Raw genomic sequence first — 24,334 nt, 5'->3', positions numbered from 1 at the left:
TCACTTCGCTCCGAACAGTCGCTGCAGGAAGCCCGGCTTCTCGTAGTTGGTGAAGCGCAGCGGGATTTCTTCGCCGAGGAAGCGCGACACGACGTCCTGGTAGGCCTGGGCCACGTCCGTATCCTTGAAATGGATGGCCGGGTTGCCCTGGTTCGACGCGTGCAGCACGGCTTCCGATTCCGGAATGATGCCCAGCAGGGGGATGCGCAGGATTTCCTGCACGTCCTCGTATGACAGCATCTCGTCGTTTTCGACGCGGCGCGGCGAATAACGGGTGATCAGGAGGTGTTCCTTGACGGGCTCGCCGCCGCTCTGGGCGCGGCGCGACTTGGCCTGCAGGATACCCAGGATGCGGTCGGAGTCGCGCACGGACGACACTTCCGGATTGGTGACGATCAGCGCCTCGTCGGCGAACGTCAGCGCCATCAGCGCGCCGTGCTCGATGCCGGCCGGCGAGTCGCAGATGATGTATTCGAAGTCCATCTTGACCAGCTCGTTCAACACCTGCTCGACGCCTTCTTCCGTCAGCGCGTCCTTGTCGCGGGTCTGCGAAGCCGGGAGGATGAACAGGTTGTCGCAGTGCTTGTCCTTGATCATGGCCTGGGTCAGGCTCGCTTCGCCGTTGATGACGTTGATCAAGTCGTACACGACGCGACGTTCGCAACCCATGATCAGGTCGAGGTTGCGCAGGCCGACGTCGAAGTCGATGACGGCCGTCTTGTGGCCGCGCAATGCGAGGCCGCTCGAGAAGCTGGCGCTCGAAGTGGTCTTGCCCACACCGCCCTTACCGGACGTTACAACGATAATTCTTGCCATGAAAAATTTGTGTCCTTTTCAATATCTGGTCAGTGCTGTACAGGGGCGCGCGCTTTAACTGCGGATCGCCGAACCCAGCGATGATATATCGATTCGATCGCCGACCAAACGGATTTGTGCCGGCTGGCGTGCCACGTCGGCGGGAAAACCGTCGTCGAACGTGCGGTACACGCCCGCGATCGACACCAGTTCCGGCTGCAGCTGCAGCGCGAAGATGCGGGCGTCCGCATTGCCGGACGCGCCCGCGAGCGCGCGGCCGTGCAGCGGCGCGTACACGTGGATGCTGCCGTCGGCAATGAGCTCGGCGCCATTGTTCACGACGGCCGTCACGATCAGGTCGGTGCCGCGCGCGTAGATGCGCTGGCCGGCGCGCACCGGCGTGTCGACGATCATCGCCAGGGTCGGTGCGGCCGGTGCCGCTGCGGGGACCGGTGCCGGCGCGGGCTCGGCCGCTTCCACCGGTGCCGGCGCGGGCACCTCGCGTTCGCGTCCGCCGTTCGTCTGCAGGCCGCTGGTGCCGTCGTCCAGGAACAGGTCGTGGGCACGGATCACGTGGTGCAGCGCGGCCGGCGCGCCGCGTACGGCGACGGCGTTCAGGCGGTATTTTTTCAGCAGCGCGACCAGCGCCTCCCAATCGATGCGCCCGGCCTCCTCGGCGATGCCGGCGACGTCGATGACGGCGAATTCATCCTCGAAGAAATCGGAGACGCCCCCGGTCATCTGCTTCAGCGCGGCATCGATCGCGATCGGATCGGCCGAATGCAGGATGGTCGAAATGGCCACGACCGTGGAGATCTTGATTTCGATGGGCAGGGAGCTCGGGCTTTTGGGCATAAATCAATGTGGTTGGCTTAGCCCGTGCATTCTACTTTGAAATTTAGCCCAAAGGAAAAGGGTTTTGGCCAAGTTTAGACGGGCGGCAATCGATGTTTCCGGAACAAAAATAATGTCTGATAAAGATACTCAGCCTTAAGCGAAATCAAGCCCGAGACTGTTTTTTCCGTTGAATAAGCTGATAAGATTGATTTTGCTTAAACAAACTTTAAGCGAGGTCACTAATATTGTTGGCTTTCTGTCCAAGCCTGAGCGGAGATTGTGATTCATCAAGCGCACAACGTGGACGACCTGCCGCGCCCACCGGTGTCTGCCGCATTCGATGTAATCCATGCATGCGGAGTTGCCGCCGGCTTAACGCAATCGTTGTGCTGGTTTTTCGGATTCTTCCAGGCCTGGCCAGAAATGGCCGACAGCAGGGCTGTCCACTCATTGAACCCCGGCCGAGGTGGCCGGGATACCGGAGATTGATATGGAAGATGTCGTAATCGTGGCCGCAGGCCGTACTGCAATCGGCAAGTTCGGTGGCACGCTCGCAAAAATTCCGGCTGCCGAGCTAGGCGCCCAGGTCATCAAGCACCTGCTGACGAAAACGGGCATCGATCCGGCCGCCGTCAGCGAAGTCATCATGGGTCAGGTCCTGACGGCCGGTACCGGCCAGAACCCGGCCCGCCAGGCCGTCATCAAGAGCGGCCTGCCGGACAAGGTTCCGGCCTTCACCCTCAACATGGTGTGCGGCTCCGGCCTGCGCGCCACCCATCTGGCGGCCCAGGCCATCAAGTGCGGCGACGCATCGATCGTCATCGCCGGCGGCCAGGAAAACATGAGCGCGTCGCCGCACGTGCTGAACGGTTCGCGCGACGGCTTCCGCATGGGCGACGCCAAGTTGACCGACACGATGATCGTCGACGGCCTGTGGGACGTCTACAACCAGTACCACATGGGCGTGACGGCCGAGAACGTCGCACGCAAGTACGAGATCTCGCGCCAGGAACAGGACGAATTCGCGCTGCAGTCGCAGCTGAAGGCCGAGGCCGCCATGAAGGCCGGCAAGTTCAAGGACGAGATCATCCCCATCGAGATCCCGTCCAAGAAGGGCCCGACCGTGTTCGATACCGACGAGTATCCGAAGCACGGCGCCACGCTGGAAGGCCTGTCCAGCCTGCGTCCCGCGTTCAACAAGGAAGGCACCGTGACCGCAGGTAACGCGTCCGGCTTGAACGACGGCGCCGCCGCCGTCATCATGATGTCGGCGTCGAAGGCCAAGGAACTGGGCCTGACCCCGATCGCCCGCATCAAGGCGTATTCGTCGGCCGGCCTCGACCCGTCGATCATGGGCATGGGCCCCGTCGATGCTGCCCGCCAGTGCCTGGAACGGGCCGGCTGGAAGCACGAGGAAGTCGACCTCATGGAGATCAATGAAGCGTTCGCTGCCCAGGCCGTCGCCGTCAACAAGGAGATGGGCTGGGACACGTCGAAGATCAACGTGAACGGCGGCGCGATCGCTCTGGGCCACCCGATCGGTGCCTCGGGCGCGCGCGTGCTCGTGAGCCTGCTGCACGAAATGGTTCGCCGCGACGCCAAGAAGGGCCTCGCCGCCCTGTGCATCGGCGGCGGCATGGGCGTGGCCCTGGCGGTCGAGCGCTGACACGGACGGCACGGCGCTCCCGCTGCCGGGGCGCCGTCGCCGTATGAGCGGAATTGGTAATCAACGAATTGTGCGCAAATCAAAACTAGGAGAAGACAATGGCTAGAGTGGCATTAGTGACTGGCGGCATGGGCGGCCTGGGTGAAGCGATCTGCATCAAGCTGGCTGCGCTCGGCTACAAGGTCGTGACGACGTATTCGCCGGGCAGCAAGAAGGCCGAAGGCTGGCTGGCCTCGATGCGCGATCAGGGTCACGACTTCAAGGCCTATGAATGCGATGTGTCCGACTACGATTCGGCGCAGGCCTGCGTGGCCAAGGTCGTGCAGGAAGTCGGCCCCGTCGATGTGCTGGTCAACAACGCCGGTATCACGCGCGACATGACGTTCAAGAAGATGGACAAGGTCAATTGGGATGCGGTCATGAAGACCAACCTCGACTCCGTGTTCAACATGACCAAGCCCGTCACCGACGGCATGGTCGAGCGCGGCTGGGGCCGCATCATCAACATCTCGTCCGTCAACGGCCAGAAGGGCGCGTTCGGCCAGACCAACTATTCGGCGGCCAAGGCCGGCATCCACGGCTTCACGAAAGCCCTGGCGCTGGAAGTGGCGCGCAAGGGCGTCACCGTGAACACCATCTCGCCGGGCTATATCGGCACCAAGATGGTCACCGACATCCCGGCCGAAGTGCTGGAATCGAAGATCCTGCCGCAGATCCCGATGGGCCGCCTGGGCAAGCCGGAAGAAGTGGCTGGCCTCGTGGCTTACCTGTCGTCGGACGAAGCCGCATTCGTCACCGGCGCCAACATCGCCATCAACGGCGGCCAGCACATGCAGTAAGGACGGCGCGCCGTCATGCATCGACACCGCCTCCGGGCGGTGTTTTTATTTCCGGAGCAACCATGCCGCCACTCACTGCCAAGCCGTATCTGCGGTCCGTCCAGATCGACCCGCACGCCGATATCGACCCGCAGCGCTATCCGTTCACGATTCCCGCCGTGCGCGACCTGGGCGTGCTGGAGCCCCATCCGGACGTCACGTTCTTCGTCGGCGAGAACGGTGCCGGCAAGTCGACGGTGCTGGAAGCGATCGCGGTGGCGCTGGGGTTGCCGGCCGAAGGCGGCACGAAGAACGTCTATCGGCCGCAGCAGCAGGAGGTGTCGCCGCTGCAGCATGTGCTGAAGGTAACCAAAGGCTGGCGCTGGCCGCGCGACAGTTATTTCCTGCGCGCGGAAAGCCTGTTCAACGTGTTCACTTACCTCGATGAGCTGCCCGGTGGCGGCCCGTCACTGCACCTGCGCTCCCACGGGGAAGCGTTCATGGACGTGATGCTCCGCTTCCGCGGCGACGGCTTCTATCTTCTGGACGAACCGGAAGCCGCGCTGTCGCCGAACCGCCAGCTGGCCGCGCTGACCGTCATCGACGGTCTCGTGAAGCAGGGCGCCCAGTTCATCATTGCGACGCATTCACCGATCCTGCTCGCGTACCCGCGCGCGAAAATTTTAAGCTTCGACGGCACGGGCATCGCCGAGATCAGCTACGAGGACACGGAACACTACGCCGTCACGCGCGACTTCCTGAACCACTATCCGCGCCGGCTGGAACAATTGCTGGGCGAGGATGACTGACCGGCGACGCATGCGCCACGCGCGGCGCCGCTTGGCGTATCCTGACGCTACCGACAACCGAGGACGAACCGAGGACGAACCGATGCCGATCGACGCCAGCCAGCTCAAGGCCGTGGTCACGCTGCCCGCGCCGCAGCGCTACGAATACTTCGTCAAGCGGGTGGCCGCCACGGGCATCGTGTGGGGGCTGTACCGCAACGGCTGGGCGCTGGCGGAGAAGGACGATGGCACGCTCGTGTTCGCCATGTGGCCTGACCGCGAATTCGCCCAGTTGTGCGCGGAATTCGAGTGGGAAGGCTATGCGCCGCAGGCGTTCGCGCTGGACGACCTGCTCGGCGAATTGCTGCCGCAATTGCAGCAGGACGGCCTCATACCCGGCATCTTCCGCACGCCGGGGTCGAAAGGCGTGATGCCCACGCCGGGCCTCCTGCGCGTCGACCTCGAGGACGAGCTGCGCAGCCTCGACGTCTGAACCGTCTGCTACCATCGGCGCCGATGACCACGAAGGAGCCCACCATGAACGCTTTGCCGCACGGCGCACTCGCCTTGTCCAGCCTGGAGGAACAGATGCTGCAGCCCGGCGTGAAGGGCTTGCCGCTGACGGCGCCGCTGCGCCAGGGCGCGGTCGGCGTGCAGGGCTGGAACGTGTTGCACGGCGACACGAGCTTTCCCGTCGCCGTGCTGAAGACGTCGGCGCTGCGCCATAACCTCGATTGGATGCGCGACTTCTGCGAACGCCACGGCGTGCGCATCGCCCCGCACGGCAAGACGACGATGTCGCCGCAGCTGTTCGGCGCCCAGCTCGCGAACGGCGCGTGGGGCATCACGCTCGCGAACGCCGTGCAGGTGCGGGTGGCGCACCGCTTCGGCGTGCGCCGCGTGCTCGTCGCGAACCAGCTCGTCGCGCGCAGCGACGTGCGCATGGTGCTGCAACTGCTGCACGAGGACCCCGGCTTCGAATGCGTCGTGCTGGCCGATTCGCTCGCGGGCGTGGCGCGCCTGTCCGAAGAAGTCGAGGCGCATCCCCTGACGCGTCCTTTGCCTGTGCTGGTCGAACTGGGGCTGTCGGGCAAGCGCGCCGGCTGCCGCACGCCGGAGGAAGCGCTGACGGTGGCGCGCGCCATCGAGCGCGCGCCGGGCCTCGTTCTGGCCGGCTTCGAAGGCTACGAAGGGCTGCTCGTATCCGACGACCACGAGGCCGACCTGCGCGCCGTGTCCAGCTTCGTCGCGCGCCTGTGCGCGCTCGTGCGCGAGGCCGACGACGAAGGCTTGTTCGGCACGCGCGAGATCCTCGTGACGGCCGGCGGCTCGTCGTACTTCGACCTCGTCGCGCGCGGCTTCCAGGAATTGCACGGATTGTCGCTGCCTCTGGTCCCCGTGCTGCGCAGCGGCTGCTACCTGACGAGCGACCATGGCATGTACCACCGCCACATCGAGGCGCTCGACGCGCGCGAAGGCGTGGCGCCCGGCGACGGCTTGCGGCCCGCGCTGGAGATCTGGAGCGTCGTGCAATCGCGCCCGGAGCCTGGCCTCGCAATCCTCACGATGGGCAAGCGCGACGCGTCGCACGACGCCGGCCTGCCGGTGCCGCTGTGGCATCACCGGCCCGGGCCCGGCGCCGCGCATACGCTGCCGGACGGCTGCGCGATCGTCAAGATGAACGACCAGCACGCGTACCTGCAACTGCCGGAGGGCCCCGTGCGCGACATGCTCGCCGTCGGTGACCTGGTCGGCTGCGGCATCTCGCACCCGTGCACGACGTTCGACCGCTGGCCGCTGCTGCTCGCCGTGGACGACGACTACGCCGTGCGCTTCGCACTCAACACTTTCTTCTAGAACGGACGGGCGGTAGGCTACAATCGGTTGTCGTTTCATTCGTACACCGGTCCGCCATGCCTGCCACCCCGCCGTCGTTGTTCCCCCCGATTCTCCCGAACCGCCATGGCATGCTGGCCGTGGACGACCTGCACACGATCTACTGGGAAGAAGTGGGCAACCCGAACGGCATTCCCGTCGTGTTCCTGCACGGCGGCCCTGGCGCCGGCCTGTCGCCGCAGCACCGCCGCTTCTTCGATCCGGGCGCCTATCGCGTGATCCTGTTCGACCAGCGCGGCGCCGGCAAGTCGACGCCGCTGGGCGAATGGCGCAACAACACGACGCAGCTGCTCATCCAGGACATCGAACGCCTGCGCGCCATGTTCGGCATCGAGCGCTGGCTCGTGTTCGGCGGCTCCTGGGGCTCCACCTTGGCGCTCGCGTATGGACAGGCGCACCCGGAGCGCTGCCTGGGCTTCGTGCTGCGCGGGATCTTCCTGTGCACGCCGGCCGAGATCGAATTCTTCCTGTACGGCGTGCAGTGGTTCTACCCGGAGCTGTACGACGAATTCATCGCGACCATCCCCGTCGAGGAGCGCGGCGACCTGTTGAAAGCGTACGCGCGGCGCCTGCTGTCCGACGACCCGCAGCAGTACTGGCCCGCCGCGCGCGCGTGGAGCCGCTTCGAGGGCCGCCGCGTGTTTCTGCTGCCGCAGGAGGAAGAGCATACGTCCGACACGCTCGACCTGGGCGTGGGCCGGCTCGAATCGCACTACATGGCGCAGGGCGGCTTCCTCGAGCCCGACCAGCTGCTGCGCGACCTGGACCGCATCACGCACCTGCCGGCCGTGATCGTGCAGGGCCGCTACGACGTGATCTGCCCGCCGCTGTCCGCCTACCGCCTGCACCAGGCCTGGGCCGGGTCGCGCCTGCGCATGATTCCGGACGCCGGCCACGGTGCGCTCGAAGTGGGCATCTCGCGCGCCCTCGTCGCCGCGACGGAACAGTTCAAGCGTTACGGCCGCTTCGATTGAACACCACAGTCACGGGGACGGAGGCCGCCGCCTGCTACACTGTTCCCAGCTTCTTACAATAACGACAAGCTACCGCGCATGAATATCCAGACCAACGACATCGGCCATGTCATCCAGTTGGCGATCGCGCCCGTCTTCCTGCTGACCGGCGTGGCGACCAAGCTGACGGTATTGATGAACCGCCTCGCGCGCATCATCGACCGTACCCGCGACCTCAAGATCGAGCTGCGCAAAGGCCCCGACCCCGAATGCAGCGAAGAGCTCGACGTGCTGTACCAGCGCTGGCGCCTGATCAACTACGCGATCACGTTCAGCACCGGCTGCGGCTTGCTCATCTGCCTGATCATCGCCTGCCTGTTCCTCGGCGATACGACGAACCTCCCGCTGGACCGCTACATCGCCGGCATGTTCGTCGTGGCGATGGTCGCCCTGATTGCCAGTTTCATTTTCCTGCTGCGCGAAGTCACCGTCTCGTTCCGCTACATGCGTATCCACCGTCACGACGCCCCGGCGCGCCCGAACTAGACCCCCACGAATCGAGATCCATCATGCACGACTACCAACGCCCCCCGACCCTGCACCGCTACGGCCTGCGCGCCGAACTGGAACTGGCGCTGTCCAGCGGCCAGTTCAAACTGCAACCCGAGAACGGCTTCCTGACCTTGTCGTTCTCCACCGCGTGGAACAAGCATCTGTTCGACGTGCTCGGCCCCGCCGACAGCTGCCTCGTCATCCACAACACGGAAGAATTCGGCGAGCGCCTGCACCGCGCCGTGCAGCGCACCCTGCCCAACTGGGCCGGCATCGACGGCCCCGTCGAATACGGCGTGCGCTCTCGCCTCGGCCAGGCGTTCTCGCAACCGATCGCCAATGCCCGCGAAAAGGAATGGAAGTTCGCCTGGCGCTCCATGGCGCCGCATACGAGCCTGAATCCCGTCACGGTGCGCATCGGCAGCATCGAGCAGTTCGCCGAACTGCGCACGCCGGAGAGCTATCCGGCGTGACCTCGTCGCGGCATTGCGATTAGAACCACGGCTCGACGAAATCCCGGTGTAATGCCGGGATTCACACTTTCGTCGCGCCCATGACTGCTTCGCTTCCCGCTACCGCGTATCCGCACCTCCTGTCTCCCCTCGACCTCGGCTTCACGACGCTGAAGAACCGCGTCATCATGGGCTCGATGCACACGGGCCTCGAAGACCGCTTCTGGAACTACGGCAAACTGGCCGCGTTCTACCGCGAACGCGCCCGCGGCGGCGCGGGCCTGATCGTCACGGGCGGCATCTCGCCGAACCGCCAGGGCTGGCTGCTGCCGTTCGGCGGCACGCTGAACTTCCGCGCCGACGTCCTGAATCACCGCCGCGTCACGCGCGCCGTGCACGAGGAGGGGGGCAAGATCGTGCTGCAGATCCTGCACGCGGGCCGCTACGGCTACCAGCCGTTCGTCGTCTCCGCGTCGAACGTCAAGTCGCCGATCTCTCCGTTCCGCCCGCGCGCGCTGACGGCACGCGGCATCGAATCGACCATCGCCTCGTACGTCCGCTGCGCGAAGCTCGCACAGAAGGCCGGCTACGACGGCGTCGAGGTGATGGGCAGCGAGGGCTACCTGATCAACCAGTTCCTGTGCGCGCGCACGAACCGCCGCACCGACGCGTGGGGCGGCTCCATCGAGAACCGCATGCGGCTGCCGGTGGAGATCGTGCGCCGCATCCGCGCGGCCGTCGGACGCGACTTCATCGTGATGGTCCGCCACTCCGTGCTGGACCTCGTCGACGGCGGCAACACGTGGGACGAGGTCGTGCACGTGGCGCAGGCACTGGAAGGCGCCGGCGCGACGATCCTCAACACGGGCTACGGCTGGCACGAGGCGCGAATCCCGACCATCGTCACGTCGGTGCCGCGCGCCGCGTTCGCATCCGTCGCCGCGCGGTTGCGCGATGCGGTCAAGATTCCCGTCGTCGCGTCGAACCGCATCAACATGCCGCAGGATGCCGAGCGCCTGCTGGCCGAGGGCAGCGCGGACATGGTGTCGATGGCGCGTCCGTTCCTCGCCGATCCCGACTGGGTGAACAAGGCTGCGGCGGGGCAGGCGGACCGCATCAACACGTGCATCGCCTGCAACCAGGCATGCCTCGACCACACGTTCTCGAACGAGCGCGCGAGCTGCCTCGTGAATCCGCGCGCCTGCCACGAGACGGAACTCGTGTACCGGCCTACAGCGCGGCGCAAGCGCATCGCCGTCGTGGGCGCCGGCCCGGCCGGCCTGTCCGCCGCGACGGTGGCGGCGCAGCGCGGCCACGCCGTCACCTTGTTCGACGGGCTCGATCGCATCGGCGGCCAGTTCAACGTGGCCATGCGCATCCCCGGCAAGGAGGAATTCACGGAGACTGTCCGCTACTTCGGGCGCCAGCTGGAACTGGCAGGTGTCGAGGTGCGGCTGGGTGCGCGCGTCACGCGCGAGGAACTCGTGGCCGCGGGCTACGACGACGTGATCGTGGCGACGGGCGTCACGATGCGCCGGCCGCGCATCGACGGCATCACGCATCCGAAGGTGCTGTCGTACCTGGACGTGCTGCGCGATGGCGCGCCCGTGGGGCGGCGCGTGGCGATCATCGGCGCGGGCGGCATCGGCTTCGACACGGCGGAATACCTGATCCACGACGCTAAAGCGCCGCGTCCGCAGCCCGTCGCGGACTGGGCCGGCGAATGGGGCGTCGACCTGCAGGTGGCAACGCCGGGCGGCCTGACGAAGCCGCACGGCACGGCGCCCGCGCGCAGCATCTGGCTCCTGCAGCGCAAGACGACGCGTCCCGGCGCGGGCCTGGGCAAGACGTCGGGCTGGGTGCATCGCGCCACGCTCGCCCGCAACGGCGTCGTCATGCTGGCCGGCGTGCAGTACGACCGCATCGACGACGCGGGCCTGCACATCACGATCGGCGGAGAGCAGAAGCTGCTGGAAGTGGACAACGTGGTGATCTGCGCGGGGCAGGACAGCCTGGCGGAGCTGATGCCGCCGGAAGGCACGCGCGGCGGGCCCGCGTTCCACAAGATCGGCGGCGCGGCGCTCGCGGCGGAGCTGGATGCGAAGCGGGCGATCCGCGAAGGGGCGGAGCTGGCGGCGCGCTTGTGACGGACCGATAAAAAAGGCCGGGAATACCCGGCCTGTCACGGCTTATTTTTTCGCCCCGATGCTGCGCTTCTTGCTCTTCTTGCTGCGGTTATCCGACGCCGGCTGCGCCGTATGGTCGCCCTGGCGCGGCATGTTCGCATCGCTTTGCATGGAGCCCGTCGACGATTCCAGCGAGCCGCCTTTCTGCTGCTGTTCCATGCCGCCGTAGCCGGACTGGCGCGACGCGTTCAGGCGGTCCTCTTCGCCGCGCGCCTGCATGCGTTGCGCGCTCTGGCGGGCACTCCAGCCGGCCTGCTGCGCACCGGCGCCGCCGCGCTGCGTGCCCACGTTCGGATTGTCGATGCCGCCCTGCAGCGAACCGCGCGAGCGCAGAGCCGCGCCCAGTTGTTCGATGTTGGCCGACTGGACGTTGGCGCTGCCCGGCGCCACCCAGCCCGGTGCACGCGGCTGCTGGCTGCCTTCCGCCACGGGCACGATCTTTTCCTTGGCGATGCCGCGCGAGCGCGTGCTGTCCGGTCCTTTTTGTTTCGTCATGGTGTCCTCCTGTGAGCTGCGCGTGCTGATGCGCTGACAGAACGATCATGCGCGCGGGGCACGCGGTATTCCAGAGGAAGAGGGAGCGCACCTTTGTAGGACTGGAACTACCAACTTTCCAGCCGTAACGGCTACCGCAACGGGCGTTGGCGACCCTCGACGTTCGCGTGGGCACGTTTCATGTGAGCCCCCCAGGCTCAAATGCCCACCCTACGACCTACGATTGACCACGGCCGTAGGGTGGGCGACCCTCGCCCACGCGTGACGTACGCGATGCGTTGGCGTTATTTTTTACGCACGACGACGCAGCCGATCGAATACCCGGCACCGAACGAGCAGATGACGCCATTGGCGCCGCTCGTCAGGTCGTCCTGGTGCGAGTGGAACGCGATGATGGAGCCGGCCGACGACGTGTTCGCGTAGCGGTCGAGGATCACGGGCGCTTCTTCCGGCGTCGCGTCGCGGCCCAGCAAGGTGCGCACGATCAGCTGGTTCATGCTCAGGTTCGCCTGGTGCAGCCAGAAGCGCGAGATGTCCTCGATCTTCAGGCCCGCGTGCTCGACCGTGTCGCGGATCATCGCGGCGGCCATCGGGCACACTTCCTTGAACACCTTGCGGCCCTGCTGGCGGAACAGCTTATCCGGCTGGCCGACACCGTCTTCGTCGAAGCGGTTCATGAAGCCGAAGTTGTTGCGGATATTGTTCGAGAACTTCGTCTTGAGCTTCGAATCGAGGATCTCGAACTGGTGTTCGCTCGTCGCCGTGTCGGCCGCCTCGATGACCATCGCTGTGCACGCGTCGCCGAAGATGAAGTGGCTGTCGCGGTCGCGGAAGTTCAGGTGGGCGCTCGTGATTTCCGGGTCGAGCACGAGCACGGCGCGCGCCTGGCCCGTCTGCACGGCGGCCGCGGCGGTCTGGATCGCGAACGTCGCGGACGAGCAGGCCACGTTCATGTCGAAGCCGTAGCCTTCGATGCCGAGCGCTTCCTGCACTTCGACGGCCATCGCGGGGTAGGCGCGCTGCATGTTGCTGGCGGCGACGAGGACCATGTCGATGTCGGCCGGCGTGCGGCCCGCGCGCGCGAGGGCCTGGCGGGCGGCGGCGATGCAGATCTCGGCCTGCAGCGACAATTCCTCGTCGGCGCGCTCCTTGATGCGGGGCGTCATGCGGGTCGGATCGAGGATGCCGGCCTTTTCCATCACGTAGCGCGACTTGATGCCCGACGCCTTTTCGATGAACGCGCTGCTGGACGGCTCCAGCGCGGTCACTTCGCCGGCCGCGATTTTATCTGCGTGCTCCGCGTTGAACAGCTCGACGTAGGCATTGAAGGCCGTCACCAGCTCATCGTTGGAAATCGAATTCGGTGGCGTGAACAGGCCGGTGCCGCTGATGACGACAGGTTTCATAACAGGCTAGCTTTCATAGACGATAACGGGAGGAAACTTCCCGGGAATCCGCCGATTCTACACAATCGTACCGACGCTGGGAACCGAGGGGGGATTCCACAGGAAGCCCGTCAGTACGGGCGTTGTGCGGGATCAGTGCGATTGCTGGGCGAGGGGCGTCGGAGGCGTCGCGCGCTTCGACAGCTGGACCGGCAACCCTTGCAGGTGGTGCAGGGCCTGGGTCAATTGAAAATCGTCGGCGCCGCCGAAGTCGAGCGGCTTGTGCGCGCGTCCGGCGGCCAGGATGCGCATCTGCTCCTCGATGTCGTCGTGGTTCGTCGTGTCCTCGGGGGTGCGCGACGTGTCGTTCTTGAGGTGGTGCTGCAGGTCGGCCTCGCGCATGCGCAGGGCGTTCAGGCCGTCGCCGTCCGCATTCTCGTCGACGTGGATGTCCGGCACGATGCCGCGCGCCTGGATCGAGCGGCCGCTGGGCGTGTAGTAGCGCGCCGTCGTCAGCTTCACAGCGGTGTCGCCGGCGAGCGGGCGGATCGTCTGCACGGAGCCCTTGCCGAACGTCTGCGTGCCGACGATGGCGGCGCGCTTGTGGTCCTGCAGGGCGCCCGCGACGATTTCCGACGCGGACGCGGAACCCGTGTTCACGAGCACGACCATGGGAATCGTCTTGAACAGGTCGGGCACCTTCTCGAGCGGATCGTTGCCGCGGCTGAGCAGGTAGTACTCGGGGCTGCCGTAGAACTTGGCCTTCGAGTCTTCCAGCTGGCCGTTCGTGGACACGATCTCGGCATTCTTCGGCAGGAACGCGGCCGCGACGCCGATGGCACCCTGCAGCAGGCCGCCCGGGTCGTTGCGCAGGTCGAGCACGACGCCTTTCAGATGCGGCTCTTCGCGCGCCAGCGCGGCCAGCTTGTTCGCCAGGTCGTCGACGGTCGGCTCCTGGAACTGCGAGACGCGCACCCAGGCGTAGCCGGGCGCGACGATCTTGCCCTTGACGCTTTTTTGCACGATCTCGTCGCGCACGATCGTGAACGACAGCGGAGAAGGCGCGTCCTTGCGCAGCACGGTGAGCACGACCTTCGTGTGCGGCTCGCCGCGCATGCGCCGGATGGCCTCGTCCAGGTCCATCCCTTTCACGGCGGCGCCGTCCACGTGCGTGATCAGGTCGCCCGCGTGGATGCCGGCGCGCGCGGCCGGTGCGTCCTCGATGGGGGTGACGATGCGGATATAGCCTTCGTCGCTCTGGTTGATCTCGATGCCCAGGCCGACGAACTTGCCTTCCGTGCCCTCGCGCAGCTCGCGGTAGGCCTTGCGGTCGAGGTAGGCCGAGTGCGGGTCGAGCGCGCCCACCATGCCGGAGATGGCTTGCGTGAGCAGCTTGCGGTCGGGCACGGGCTCGACGTAATCGGCCTTGATCGTGCTGTAGGCATGCGCCAGCTCGTGCAGGCCCTCGATGGGCATGCCGTCGACCGGCTTGTGGGCCAGGACCGAGTATTGCATCGTGACGCCGATCCCGAGGATCACGCCGAGCGTGACCAGGGCGGCGTTCTTGAAGCTGGAGCGCATGGGCGATGGAACGAATGGTGACTGCGGTCCAGTATAACCGTCCCGCGCCCGGGCGTGATGCCCTTCGCGCGGGGGCGCGCGCTCAGGCGACGACGCGTTGTTCGGCTGGCAATGAACCGCGGCTGTTGATGATGCGCGAAAACAACGTCAACTGGCCGTTGGTGGTGTCGTCCCAGCTGAAGCCCTCGGCGTAGCGGCGCGTGGCCGCATGGTCCGGGTAGTTGCGGCGCAGTTCGGTCAGCGCGTCGGCGATGCCTTGCGACGTGCGCTCTTTCATGAGCACGCCCGCCTCCGGCGCCGCCACGACTTCCGGCGTGCCCCAGACGTTGCTGGCGACGACCGGGGTGCCGCACGCCATCGATTCCAGCAGCACGTTCGCCCAGCCCTCGCGGCTGGAGGCGAGCACCATCGCGTCGGCCGCGTTGTAGTAATTCTTGAGCTCGGTCTGCGCGACGGCGCCCAGGAACGTGACGCGGTCGGCCACGCCCAGGCTGGCGGCCTGCGCTTCCAGCTTCTTGCGTTCCGGCCCGATGCCCGCGATCAAGAGTTTCACGTCCGGCAGCAGCGGCAGCGCGCCGATGGTCAGATCGTGCGCCTTGCGCGGGTCGAGCACGCCGACGGAGATGACGGTGAAGCCGTCCATGCCCAGCTGGGCGCGCGCGGCGGCGCGGTCCAGCGGGACGAAGCGCTGCAGGTCGACGCCGTTGCGCAGCGCCACGATGCGGTCGCCGGGAACGCCGAGGCCGATCATTTCTTCGCGCAACGCCTGGCACACGGTGATCATGCCTGCCGCGTTGTTGGCGGCCCACATCAGTTGCTTTCTCGGCAGCGCGAACTGCGGAATCAGGTTAATGTCGGTACCGCGGGCCGTGATGACGACGGGCTTGTTGAAATACTTGCCCAGCATCACTGCGGCGACGCCGTCTGGATAAAAATAGTGCGCGTCGATGACGTCGAAGTCGTAACCCTCGTCGATGATGCGGCCGATCTCCTTCTTGCAGGCCTGGGCCATCAGCCACGGCGCGGCCGTCATCCCGACCTTGGGAATGACGAGGTAGCGCGGGTGGGTGACGTCGATGCCGTAGCGGGTTTCGGCGGCCGGCACCTTCGAAAACGCCGCATAGTCGCCGAAGCGCGGGTGCTGCGACGGGAACCAGGGCACGGGCGCAACGACCTTCGATTCGACCTGGCCGCTGGCGAGCAGGTAGCGCAGGCGGGTTTCGACAAAGATGCCGTGGCTGGGTTTGACCGTGTTCGGGAACAGGGAACTGAATGTGAGGAGCTTCATCGACGACGTTCGCAGAGGGGGAGGGCAGAGCGCAGCCGCTATTATGTAATAGATTGCAATAACTTGCCGTTTTTAGCGGGACGCGCCGTCGCTCAATAGCAAAAATGTAACTCGTGTCGCGTGCTCGTCAGAAATCTATGATAAATTCGTCCAGTTTTTAGCTCGGCCGCATTTCTTCCGGCCCACACCCACATGAGACGAACCGGCATGCAGCGCGGGCGTCCCATGGCCTAACACTCAATCTGTAGAAATCATGAAAATTTCAGTTATCGGGACTGGTTACGTCGGACTGGTGTCTGGCGCATGCTTCGCCGACGTCGGCAACACCGTGCTGTGCCTGGACGTCGATACGCGCAAGATCACGATGTTGAAGGACGGGATCATCCCCATCCACGAACCGGGCCTCGACAACCTCGTCCAGCGCAACGCCGCCGCCGGCCGCCTGCTGTTCTCGTCGAACTACGACGATGCCGTCAGCCACGCCGACATCATCTTCCTGGCCGTCGGTACGCCGCCTGACGAAGACGGCAGCGCCGACTTGACCCACATCCTGTCGGCCGCGCGCAGCATCGGCGAGCGCCTGACGAAGCCGGCCGTGATCGTCGACAAGTCGACCGTGCCCGTCGGCACCGCGGAAAAGGTCAAGCGCGCCATCGCGGGCGAGCTGGAGAAACGCGGTGTGAATGTCGCGTTCCACGTCGTCAGCAACCCGGAATTCCTGAAGGAAGGCGCCGCGATCGACGATTTCATGAAGCCTGACCGCATCGTGGTCGGCGCCGACGACGCGGAAGCGGGCAAGGTGATGCGCCAGCTGTACGCGCCGTTCAGCCGCAACCACGAGAAATTCGTCGAGATGGACATCCGCAGCGCCGAGCTGACCAAGTACGCGGCGAACGCAATGCTGGCCACCCGCATCAGCTTCATGAACGAGCTGGCGAACCTGTCCGAACTGCTGGGCGCCGACATCGAAGCCGTGCGCCTGGGCATCGGCATGGACCCGCGCATCGGCCCGGACTTCCTGTATGCCGGCATGGGCTATGGCGGTTCCTGCTTCCCGAAAGACGTCAAGGCGCTGATCAAGACGGCGTCCGACCACAAGCAGCAACTGCACCTGCTGACCGCGACCGAGAAGGTCAACGACGCGCAAAAGAACGTGCTGTTCACGAAGCTGGTGCGCTTCTTCGGCGGCGAAGCCGGCCTGAAGGGCAAGACGATCGCGCTGTGGGGCCTGTCGTTCAAGCCGAACACGGACGACATGCGCGAAGCGCCGAGCCGCATCCTGATCAAGGCCCTGTTCGACGCGGGCGCCAACGTGATCGCGTACGACCCGGTCGCCAGCGAAGAAGCGAAGCGCGTCCTGGTGGCCGAGCACGGCGACGACCTGTGCAACACGCGTTTGCGCATCGTCGAATCGGCCCGCCAGGCCGTGGAAGGCGCGGACGTGCTCGTGCTGGTCACGGAATGGAAGGAATTCCGCGCGCCGGACCTGCCGTTCCTGGCCCAGAACCTGAAACAGAAGGCCGTGTTCGATGGCCGCAATATCTATGATCCGGAAGCGTTCGCCGCCGCCGGCCTCGTCTACGAAGGCATCGGCCGCCGTTCCGGGAAGGTTGCCCAATGACCGAAGCTAACAAGACCGGCACGATCCTCGTCACCGGCGCCGCCGGCTTCGTCGGCAGCGCCGTGGCCGTGCGCCTGGCCGCCATGGGACATACCGTGGTCGGCTGCGACAATTTCAACGATTATTACGACCCGGCGCTGAAGCACCACCGCGTCGAAGCGCTCCTGAAGCCGGCCGGCGTGCCGTGCGAGACCGTGGAGCTGAGCGACGGCGAGCAGGTCGCCGCGCTGTTCGACCGCGTGAAACCGGCGCTGGTCGTGCACCTGGCCGCCCAGGCCGGCGTGCGCTATTCGCTGCAGAATCCGGCCGCGTACGTCCAGGCGAACCTCGTCGGGTTCGGCCACATGCTGGAAGCGTGCCGCAACCACAAGGTGCAGCACCTGCTGTACGCGAGCAGCAGCAGCGTCTACGGCGCCAACGCGAAGACGCCGTTCAGCGAGGACGACGTCACCGACGCGCCCGTGTCGCTGTACGCGGCGACGAAGAAGTCGAACGAGCTGATGGCCCACTCGTACAGCCACCTGTACGGCTTCCCGGCGACGGGCCTGCGCTTCTTCACGGTGTACGGTCCGTGGGGCCGGCCGGACATGGCCTACTTCAGCTTCGCGCGCAAGATGCTCGCGGGCGAGCCGATCCCCGTGTTCGCCGAAGGCAAGCTGTACCGCGACTTCACCTATATCGACGACATCGTCGAAGGCGTCGTCCGGCTGCTGTTCAAGCCGACGACCCCCGAGGGCAAGGTGCCGCACGCCGTCTTCAACATCGGCAACCAGACGCCGGTGCAGGTGCTGGACTTCATCCGCACGCTGGAAGGCGCGCTCGACGTCAAGGCCAAGCTGGACTTCCAGCCGATGCAGCCGGGCGACGTGCCGGCCACGCACGCCGACACGACCAAGCTGCAGGCCTGGGTCGGCTACAAGCCCACGACGTCACTGGAGGCGGGCTTGCGCGAATTTGCGGGGTGGTATAATCGGGCGATACGTGAAAATGTTTCCTACCTGAAATGAAAAAAGTCCTCATCCTCGGCGTCAACGGTTTTATCGGTCACCATCTCTCCAAGCGCATCCTGGAGACGACCGACTGGGAAGTGTATGGCATGGACATGAATTCGGAGCGGATCACCGATCTGCTGTCGAATCCGCGCATGCACTTCTTTGAAGGCGACATCACCATCAACAAGGAATGGGTCGAGTACCACGTCAAGAAGTGCGACGTGATCCTCCCGCTGGTGGCGATCGCGACGCCGTCGACCTATGTGAAGGAGCCGCTGCGCGTCTTCGAACTGGACTTCGAGGCGAACCTGCCGATCGTCCGCTCGGCCGCCAAGTACAAGAAGCACCTGATCTTCCCGTCGACGTCGGAAGTCTACGGCATGAGCCCGGACGCGGAATTCGATCCGGAGAACTCGGAACTGGTCTACGGCCCCATCAACAAGCCGCGCTGGATCTATGCCTGCGCCAAGCAGCTGATGGACCGCGTGATCTGGGGCTACGGCATGGAAGGCCTGAACTTCACCTTGTTCCGTCCGTTCAACTGGATCGGCGCCGGCCTGGATTCGATCCATACGCCGAAGGAAGGCTCCTCGCGCGTGCTCACGCAGTTCCTGGGCCACATCGTGCGCGGCGAACCGATCCAGCTGGTCGACGGCGGCCAGCAGAAGCGTTCGTTCACCTACGTCGACGACGGCATCGACGCGCTGATGCGCATCATCGAGAACAAGGACGGCAAGGCCACGGGCAAGATCTTCAACGTGGGCAACCCGACCAACAACTACTCGATCCGCGAACTGGCCGGCATGATGCTGGACCTGGCCGCCGAGTACCCGGAATACCGCGACACGGCGAAGCAGGTGAAACTGGTCGAGACGAGCTCGGGCGCCTACTACGGCACCGGCTACCAGGACGTGCAGAACCGCGTGCCGAAGATCGAGAACACCGTGTCGGAACTGGGCTGGAAGCCGCAGGTGTCCATGCGCGACGCGCTGGTCAAGATCTTCGATTCGTACAAGGACAAGCTGGGCGACGCGGAACAGCTCAATACCTGATTCTCGGACCTGACGATTCCGAAAGGCTGCTGCGGCAGCCTTTTTATTTGCATTGGGATGTAGGGTGGACGGGTTTCCCGTCCACGCGTTCAACTCACGGATGCATTGCGGCGACATTTTCGATTGCTGGACGCGTGGACAGCGAAGCTGTCCACCCTACCTGCATCACTAACAAAGGCAGGCCGATGAAGATAGCCATCCTCGGCGGCGGCGTGGCGGGCATCGCCAGCGCGATCGCGTTCCGGCAACAAGGGTTCGACGTCACTGTCCACGAACGGCGCGCAGCCGACGAGAACATTGGCGCCGGCATCGTCGTGTGGCCGAATGCCGCGTTCGTCCTCGCGCAATTCGGTGTGCTGGACGAGATGGCGGCCGTGGCGGCCCGCCCGCGCGCGATGCGCCGCCTCTCGCGCCATGGCGACGACCTCGGCGCACTGGACATCGGCCTGATCGATGCGCGCATGGGCTATCCGAGCCTGTCGGTATTGAGGACGGATTTCCAGCGCATCCTGACGTCGCGGTTGCGGTCGCTGGGTGTCGACGTCCAATACGGCCGCCGGGTCGTGCACATCGACACGGGCGACGACGAGGCGCGGGTGCATTTCGGCGACGGATCGATGCTGACGGCCGACCTGATCGTCGGTGCCGACGGCCGCATGGCCTCGTGCGCGCGCCGCTACGTGACGGGCGCGAACACGCCGATTTACCAGGGCTTCGTCAACTGGATCGGTGTCTACGAAGGCCCGGACATCACGTTCGACATGGACGCGATCTCCGATTACTGGGGCACGGGCGAACGCTTCGGCATCGTTCCGGTCGGCCCGCACACGGCGTATTGGGCCGGTGGCGCCGCGCAGGATGCCGTCGGCGCGCGCGATCCGGCTGCTTGCCACGACGAGTTGCTGCGCGTGTTCGCGGACTGGCCGGCACCCATGCGGCAGATCATCGCCGGCACGCCGGCGGCGCGGATCAACAAGATCCACGTACACGACCACGATCCGGTCGCCACGTGGCACCGGCACAACCTCGTCATGATCGGCGACGCCGCGCACGCGGCCTTGCCGACCTCCGGCCAGGGCGCGTGCCAGGCGCTGGAAGACGCGTGGCATCTCGCGCGATGTGTCGCATCGCATCCGGACGACCTGGGCCAGGCGCTGCAGGCGTTCACCGCGTTGCGCTTCCAGAAGACGGCGGGCATCACGATGGCGGGCCGCAGCCTCGCGTCCTCGCTGTTCGACCGCGACGAGGCGGCATGCCGCGCGCGCGACGAGAACAGCCGGCGCGCGGATTTCACGCAGCTTGCCATGGCGATGGCCGATGGCTGGAGCCGGCACTTGCCGCTGCGCGCGGGCGTGCCCGGCTGATGGCGTTCACGTTCGCGCACTTGGCCGATTGCGAGCGGCACCTGCCTGTCATCGCCGCATGGCAGCAGACTGAGTTCGGCTACCTGACACCTTCGATCACCGTCGAGCAACGGGAAGCGCGCCTGCGCGAGTCGCTCCATGGCGCGGGGCTGCCGCTGACCTTGGTCGCCCTGGACGACGACGGTCGTGCCGTCGGCGCGGCGACGCTGGCGGCCAGGACGATCACACATCCGCACCTGACGCCGTGGCTGTCGACGGTCGTCGTGCCGCCCGCGTACCGGGGACGGGGCATCGCGTCCGCGCTGTCGCTGCACGTCGCCGACGCGGCGGCGAGGCTCGGGTTCCCGACGATCCACCTGTTCACGCCGCATAACGAATCGTTGTACCGGCGGCTGGGCTGGACGACGATCGGGACGGCGCAGCTGGGCGGCACGCCGGTCGCCATCATGGCGCGTCCCACGCGGAGTGTAAATACGATGTCGGGGTTCCTGTAAATCGGTGTATCCCCCATCAAACGGCAGGTAAGTATTTGTAAAGTGCCCGGACAGCGCGCGGGCCGCCGCCTATAGTTCTTATCAGTTTTTCTCTCTCTCCACTCTTGAAGTGGTCTTTGCCCACGGTCCCCCACCGTGGGCTTTTTTATGCCCGGAGCCTTGATGATGACCACCCGTTTCGCCCGCGCCTGCCTGTTCGCATTCGCCGTCGGCGCCACCGTGCCCGCATTTGCCGTGCCGCTGATGGACATGCGCGCGGAAGATTTGCTGTTCATGTCCGCCGACGTGAAAAAATCCCTGAACCTGACACCGAACCAGCAGACGCTGTGGAACCAGATGGAAGGCCGCTCGCGTTCTACGCTGCGCGAACGCCAGCGCCGCCGCGAGGCGCTGCAGGAACAGGCGAAGGCGATGGTGGCGAAGCCGGACGTCGAATTGCGCGACCTGAACAAGGCCGTCGAGGCGGAAGCCACGACGACGGCGGCGGAAGACAAGCAGTTGCGCGAAGCGTGGCTGGAAGTGAACGATGCGCTGGACGACAAGCAGCGTGCGCAGGTCGCGACGTTCGTCGGCGAGCAGCTGATGCGCGTCGTGCCGGACGGGCATCCGGGCGGCGAACGCGGCGGCGAGCATGGCGGCCAGCGCGAACGCGGCAGCCACATGGGCGGTCACGGCCGCGGCGGCATGGGCGGCGGTGGCGGCATGGGCAGTCCCGGCGGCGCCTCGCTCAACATCGGCGGTTGAGCACCGCCGGCATACATACGATGTATCGTAAAGTAAAAACCGTCATCGAACTGTATTTTGGCTATCCTTCCCCGCTAGAATTGGTTTTATCTAAGCAGCAACGCCAACGATAGTCATGAGCAAATTGATCCCGATCGCCTGCCTGGCTCTGCTGGGCACGGCGGGACACGCATCGGCCGAGTCCGGCCAAAATCTCCCACCAGCCACCGAATCCGCCGCGCCGCACACGGGCGCAGTGGACAAGATCCAGCAAGTGAACGTGAACGGCACGCGCGCCGACGACACCGAGACGCGCCGCCTGTCGACCGCGGCCAAGATGGTGTTCGGGCGCGAGGAGCTCGACCGCAACGGCGACACGAGCATCAGCGAAGTCCTCAAACGCCTGCCGGGCGTGACGCTCGGCGGGCCGCCGGGACGGGGCGGCGGCGGGGTGCGCATGCGTGGCCTGGGCAATGGCTATACGCAGATGCTCGTCAACGGCGAGCGTCCGCCGCCGGGCTTTTCGCTGGAGGCGCTGGCGCCCGACCAGGTCGAGCGCATCGAGGTGATGCGCGGACCCGTGGCGGAGCACAGCACGCAGGCGATCGCCGGTACCATCAACATCGTGCTGCGCGAGGGCTATCGCCAGAAGGACGTGCAGCTGCGCGTCGCGGACAGCATCGAAGAGGGCCGCCACGGCGTGAACGTGGGCGTCGTCGTGCCGGGGCAGAAGGGCGCCCTGACGTGGAACCTGACGGGCGCCGTCAACCAGGCGCGTCAGCACAACGACAGCGATACGATCAACTTGAACACGCTGCGCGACGGATCGATCCAGCGCGAGCAGCACATCCACGACGAGGGCGGCGGCGTCAACGACTCGCTGTTCCTCACGCCGCGCTTCGCCTACAAATTCGCGAACGGCGACACGCTGACGTTTCAGCCGTTCCTGATCGCGAACCGCAACCGCAGCGGCGGTGACAGCCTGCTCGACCAGCCCATCGGCACGGTCGCGCCGGAGTACGCGCACCAGCGTTCCGACTCGACGTCGCACTCCACGTTCCTGCGCGGCTTCGGCAACTGGCTGCACCGCATGGATGGCGGCGCGCGGCTGGAAGTGAAGTTCGGTTTCGCCGGCGGCCGGAGCAGCAGCGACGTCGTGCGCAACACGTACGACGCCGCGGCCGCGCCACTGAAGCGCTACGTCGATGCCGACAGCACGCGCGACGGCAGCCTGAACACGGGCGGCAAGTACACGCGCCCCATGGATAAAGGCCATCTGTTCGCGGCGGGCTGGGAGATCGAGGGCGGCCACCGCAGCCAGGAACACGTGGCCGCCGGCGATTCCGCCGCGCTGTTCGACGAAGGCGGCGCGTCGCTCACGGCCGATTCGCGCCGCATCGCCGCGTTCGCGCAGGACGAGTGGGACGTCACGCCGCAGTTTTCCACGTACCTCGGCCTGCGCTGGGAAGGCATCCGCATCACGAGCGACCAGACGGCCGCGGGCCGCGGCGAGATCCGGAATTTGTCGAAGGTCTGGAGCCCCGTGCTGCACGGCGTGTGGCGCATCCCCGAACACGACAAGGACCAAGTGCGTGCAAGCGTCACGCGCAGCTACAAGGCGCCGGCGCTGAACGACCTGATCGCGGTGCCGTCGATCTCCACGTACAACGACGCCACGCGCCCCGACCGCACCGGCAATCCGCACCTGAAGCCGGAACTGGCGACCGGTATCGACGTCGCGTTCGAGCATTACGTCGGCAAGAGCGGCATCCTGTCCGCGAGCGCGTTCGCGCGCAACATCGACGACCTGCAGCGCCGCACGACGATGCTGGCGCAGACGGCGTCCGGGCCGCGCTGGGTATCCACCCCCATCAACATCGGGAAGGCCAAAACGGCGGGCATCGAACTGGAAGCGAAGTTCCCGCTCACCGACGTCTATCCCGGCGCGCCAAACGTCGACGTGCGTTCGAACTACAGCCGCTACTGGTCGAGCGTCGACGGCATCCCCGGCCCGAACAACCGCCTCGACCAGCAGCCGAAGCAGACGGCCAACCTGGGCGCGGACTGGCGCCTGAAGGGCGTACCGCTGACGGTGGGCGGCGGCTTGAACTGGACCCCCGCGACGCTCGTGCAGACCACCGTCAACGAGACCGCGTACACGGGCATGAAGCGCCAGTTCGACGTCTATGGCCTGTACAAGCTGAATGCGGGCGCGCAGCTGCGCCTGTCCGCCAACAACGTCGACCCGCGTGTCTACGACAGCGCGCGCAGTGTCGACACGGGCACGCTCGTGCAAAGCGCGGCGACGGCGACCCGCACCTATACGACGATCGGCATCCGTTACGAAATGAAGATGTAGCAGATAGATCACACGCGTCCCGGACGGCGCCGGGACC

At 65.9% G+C, this 24,334-nt stretch carries 22 protein-coding genes; 16 read left to right on the top strand and 6 right to left on the bottom strand.

Annotation, left to right across the window (positions count from 1 at the left end; translation table 11 throughout):
• Together minD and minC are read right to left on the bottom strand one after the other, a co-directional pair.
• Window positions 1-816 carry a septum site-determining protein MinD gene (minD, locus tag NX784_RS15015; RefSeq protein ID WP_258817497.1) on the bottom strand — a complete coding sequence of 272 codons (816 nt, stop codon included), beginning with the start codon at window positions 814-816 and terminating at the stop codon, window positions 1-3.
• Between the two features lie 54 nt (window positions 817-870).
• Window positions 871-1,650: a septum site-determining protein MinC gene (gene minC / locus NX784_RS15010; protein WP_258817496.1), complete on the bottom strand. Its 780-nt coding sequence runs from the start codon at window positions 1,648-1,650 to the stop codon at window positions 871-873.
• Window positions 1,651-2,122: 472 nt separating this feature from the next.
• Here minC and NX784_RS15005 point away from each other — a divergent pair, with 472 nt between their 5' ends.
• The 9 genes from NX784_RS15005 (at window position 2,123) to NX784_RS14965 (ending at window position 10,904) form a co-directional block, all read left to right on the top strand.
• Window positions 2,123-3,298: an acetyl-CoA C-acetyltransferase gene (locus NX784_RS15005; RefSeq protein WP_258817495.1), complete on the top strand. Its 1,176-nt coding sequence runs from the start codon at window positions 2,123-2,125 to the stop codon at window positions 3,296-3,298.
• Between the two features lie 98 nt (window positions 3,299-3,396).
• Complete coding sequence (gene phbB / locus NX784_RS15000; protein WP_258817494.1) at window positions 3,397-4,137, top strand: acetoacetyl-CoA reductase; 741 nt, start codon at window positions 3,397-3,399, stop codon at window positions 4,135-4,137.
• Between the two features lie 62 nt (window positions 4,138-4,199).
• Window positions 4,200-4,925, top strand: coding sequence for an AAA family ATPase (locus NX784_RS14995; RefSeq protein WP_258817493.1), 726 nt, complete (start codon window positions 4,200-4,202; stop codon window positions 4,923-4,925).
• Between the two features lie 82 nt (window positions 4,926-5,007).
• A complete protein-coding gene (locus NX784_RS14990) occupies window positions 5,008-5,397 on the top strand; it encodes a DUF2750 domain-containing protein (protein ID WP_258817492.1) in 390 nt (129 codons plus the stop codon).
• Between the two features lie 44 nt (window positions 5,398-5,441).
• A complete protein-coding gene (locus NX784_RS14985; protein ID WP_258817491.1) occupies window positions 5,442-6,761 on the top strand; it encodes an amino acid deaminase in 1,320 nt (439 codons plus the stop codon).
• 56 nt (window positions 6,762-6,817) lie between these two features.
• Window positions 6,818-7,774, top strand: coding sequence for a prolyl aminopeptidase (gene pip / locus NX784_RS14980; protein ID WP_258817490.1), 957 nt, complete (start codon window positions 6,818-6,820; stop codon window positions 7,772-7,774).
• A 78-nt stretch (window positions 7,775-7,852) separates the two neighbouring features.
• Complete coding sequence (locus NX784_RS14975) at window positions 7,853-8,299, top strand: DUF2721 domain-containing protein (RefSeq protein WP_258817489.1); 447 nt, start codon at window positions 7,853-7,855, stop codon at window positions 8,297-8,299.
• A 23-nt stretch (window positions 8,300-8,322) separates the two neighbouring features.
• A complete protein-coding gene (locus NX784_RS14970) occupies window positions 8,323-8,778 on the top strand; it encodes a hypothetical protein (RefSeq protein WP_258817488.1) in 456 nt (151 codons plus the stop codon).
• A gap of 80 nt (window positions 8,779-8,858) precedes the next feature.
• Window positions 8,859-10,904 carry an NADPH-dependent 2,4-dienoyl-CoA reductase gene (locus NX784_RS14965; protein WP_258817487.1) on the top strand — a complete coding sequence of 682 codons (2,046 nt, stop codon included), beginning with the start codon at window positions 8,859-8,861 and terminating at the stop codon, window positions 10,902-10,904.
• 42 nt (window positions 10,905-10,946) lie between these two features.
• Here the strand turns inward: NX784_RS14965 and NX784_RS14960 are convergent, their stop codons facing one another.
• From NX784_RS14960 to NX784_RS14945, 4 genes are all read right to left on the bottom strand, one after another.
• Window positions 10,947-11,438, bottom strand: coding sequence for a hypothetical protein (locus NX784_RS14960; protein WP_258817486.1), 492 nt, complete (start codon window positions 11,436-11,438; stop codon window positions 10,947-10,949).
• Window positions 11,439-11,722: 284 nt separating this feature from the next.
• Complete coding sequence (locus NX784_RS14955) at window positions 11,723-12,844, bottom strand: beta-ketoacyl-ACP synthase III (protein WP_258817485.1); 1,122 nt, start codon at window positions 12,842-12,844, stop codon at window positions 11,723-11,725.
• A gap of 132 nt (window positions 12,845-12,976) precedes the next feature.
• Complete coding sequence (locus NX784_RS14950; RefSeq protein WP_258817484.1) at window positions 12,977-14,404, bottom strand: S41 family peptidase; 1,428 nt, start codon at window positions 14,402-14,404, stop codon at window positions 12,977-12,979.
• Between the two features lie 82 nt (window positions 14,405-14,486).
• Window positions 14,487-15,692 carry a glycosyltransferase family 4 protein gene (locus NX784_RS14945; RefSeq protein WP_258817483.1) on the bottom strand — a complete coding sequence of 402 codons (1,206 nt, stop codon included), beginning with the start codon at window positions 15,690-15,692 and terminating at the stop codon, window positions 14,487-14,489.
• 253 nt (window positions 15,693-15,945) lie between these two features.
• On the opposite strand from NX784_RS14945, the gene NX784_RS14940 reads away from it, so the two are divergent.
• The 7 genes from NX784_RS14940 (at window position 15,946) to NX784_RS14910 (ending at window position 24,297) form a co-directional block, all read left to right on the top strand.
• Window positions 15,946-17,313, top strand: coding sequence for a UDP-glucose dehydrogenase family protein (locus tag NX784_RS14940; protein WP_258817482.1), 1,368 nt, complete (start codon window positions 15,946-15,948; stop codon window positions 17,311-17,313).
• Complete coding sequence (locus NX784_RS14935; RefSeq protein WP_258817481.1) at window positions 17,310-18,320, top strand: NAD-dependent epimerase/dehydratase family protein; 1,011 nt, start codon at window positions 17,310-17,312, stop codon at window positions 18,318-18,320. Before NX784_RS14940 ends, NX784_RS14935 begins: the two co-directional genes overlap by 4 nt.
• Window positions 18,317-19,357 (top strand): bifunctional UDP-4-keto-pentose/UDP-xylose synthase, encoded by a 1,041-nt coding sequence (locus NX784_RS14930; protein WP_258817480.1) that lies wholly within the window; start codon window positions 18,317-18,319, stop codon window positions 19,355-19,357. Before NX784_RS14935 ends, NX784_RS14930 begins: the two co-directional genes overlap by 4 nt.
• Window positions 19,358-19,542: 185 nt before the next feature.
• Window positions 19,543-20,721 (top strand): FAD-dependent monooxygenase, encoded by a 1,179-nt coding sequence (locus NX784_RS14925; protein ID WP_258817479.1) that lies wholly within the window; start codon window positions 19,543-19,545, stop codon window positions 20,719-20,721.
• Window positions 20,721-21,215, top strand: a complete 495-nt coding sequence (locus tag NX784_RS14920; RefSeq protein ID WP_258817478.1) for a GNAT family N-acetyltransferase — start codon at window positions 20,721-20,723, stop codon at window positions 21,213-21,215. The genes NX784_RS14925 and NX784_RS14920 overlap by 1 nt, the downstream gene beginning before the upstream one ends.
• 162 nt (window positions 21,216-21,377) lie before the next feature.
• A complete protein-coding gene (locus tag NX784_RS14915) occupies window positions 21,378-21,959 on the top strand; it encodes a Spy/CpxP family protein refolding chaperone (RefSeq protein WP_258817477.1) in 582 nt (193 codons plus the stop codon).
• Window positions 21,960-22,074: 115 nt separating this feature from the next.
• Window positions 22,075-24,297, top strand: a complete 2,223-nt coding sequence (locus tag NX784_RS14910; RefSeq protein WP_258817476.1) for a TonB-dependent receptor plug domain-containing protein — start codon at window positions 22,075-22,077, stop codon at window positions 24,295-24,297.
• Window positions 24,298-24,334 lie beyond the last annotated feature (37 nt).

The organism is Massilia pinisoli, from assembly GCF_024753285.1.
Classification (GTDB): Bacteria; Pseudomonadota; Gammaproteobacteria; order Burkholderiales; family Burkholderiaceae_D; genus Telluria; species Telluria pinisoli.
The sequence above is the reverse complement of the archived record's forward strand: the minus strand, read 5'-3'. Positions and strand labels throughout refer to the sequence as shown.

Coding starts and splice junctions, on each gene's coding strand:
- minD (WP_258817497.1), bottom strand. CDS start 816: ATGGCAAGAATTATCGTTGTAACGTCCGGTAAGGGCGGTGTGGGCAAG.
- minC (WP_258817496.1), bottom strand. CDS start 1,650: ATGCCCAAAAGCCCGAGCTCCCTGCCCATCGAAATCAAGATCTCCACG.
- NX784_RS15005 (WP_258817495.1), top strand. CDS start 2,123: ATGGAAGATGTCGTAATCGTGGCCGCAGGCCGTACTGCAATCGGCAAG.
- phbB (WP_258817494.1), top strand. CDS start 3,397: ATGGCTAGAGTGGCATTAGTGACTGGCGGCATGGGCGGCCTGGGTGAA.
- NX784_RS14995 (WP_258817493.1), top strand. CDS start 4,200: ATGCCGCCACTCACTGCCAAGCCGTATCTGCGGTCCGTCCAGATCGAC.
- NX784_RS14990 (WP_258817492.1), top strand. CDS start 5,008: ATGCCGATCGACGCCAGCCAGCTCAAGGCCGTGGTCACGCTGCCCGCG.
- NX784_RS14985 (WP_258817491.1), top strand. CDS start 5,442: ATGAACGCTTTGCCGCACGGCGCACTCGCCTTGTCCAGCCTGGAGGAA.
- pip (WP_258817490.1), top strand. CDS start 6,818: ATGCCTGCCACCCCGCCGTCGTTGTTCCCCCCGATTCTCCCGAACCGC.
- NX784_RS14975 (WP_258817489.1), top strand. CDS start 7,853: ATGAATATCCAGACCAACGACATCGGCCATGTCATCCAGTTGGCGATC.
- NX784_RS14970 (WP_258817488.1), top strand. CDS start 8,323: ATGCACGACTACCAACGCCCCCCGACCCTGCACCGCTACGGCCTGCGC.
- NX784_RS14965 (WP_258817487.1), top strand. CDS start 8,859: ATGACTGCTTCGCTTCCCGCTACCGCGTATCCGCACCTCCTGTCTCCC.
- NX784_RS14960 (WP_258817486.1), bottom strand. CDS start 11,438: ATGACGAAACAAAAAGGACCGGACAGCACGCGCTCGCGCGGCATCGCC.
- NX784_RS14955 (WP_258817485.1), bottom strand. CDS start 12,844: ATGAAACCTGTCGTCATCAGCGGCACCGGCCTGTTCACGCCACCGAAT.
- NX784_RS14950 (WP_258817484.1), bottom strand. CDS start 14,404: ATGCGCTCCAGCTTCAAGAACGCCGCCCTGGTCACGCTCGGCGTGATC.
- NX784_RS14945 (WP_258817483.1), bottom strand. CDS start 15,692: ATGAAGCTCCTCACATTCAGTTCCCTGTTCCCGAACACGGTCAAACCC.
- NX784_RS14940 (WP_258817482.1), top strand. CDS start 15,946: ATGAAAATTTCAGTTATCGGGACTGGTTACGTCGGACTGGTGTCTGGC.
- NX784_RS14935 (WP_258817481.1), top strand. CDS start 17,310: ATGACCGAAGCTAACAAGACCGGCACGATCCTCGTCACCGGCGCCGCC.
- NX784_RS14930 (WP_258817480.1), top strand. CDS start 18,317: ATGAAAAAAGTCCTCATCCTCGGCGTCAACGGTTTTATCGGTCACCAT.
- NX784_RS14925 (WP_258817479.1), top strand. CDS start 19,543: ATGAAGATAGCCATCCTCGGCGGCGGCGTGGCGGGCATCGCCAGCGCG.
- NX784_RS14920 (WP_258817478.1), top strand. CDS start 20,721: ATGGCGTTCACGTTCGCGCACTTGGCCGATTGCGAGCGGCACCTGCCT.
- NX784_RS14915 (WP_258817477.1), top strand. CDS start 21,378: ATGATGACCACCCGTTTCGCCCGCGCCTGCCTGTTCGCATTCGCCGTC.
- NX784_RS14910 (WP_258817476.1), top strand. CDS start 22,075: ATGAGCAAATTGATCCCGATCGCCTGCCTGGCTCTGCTGGGCACGGCG.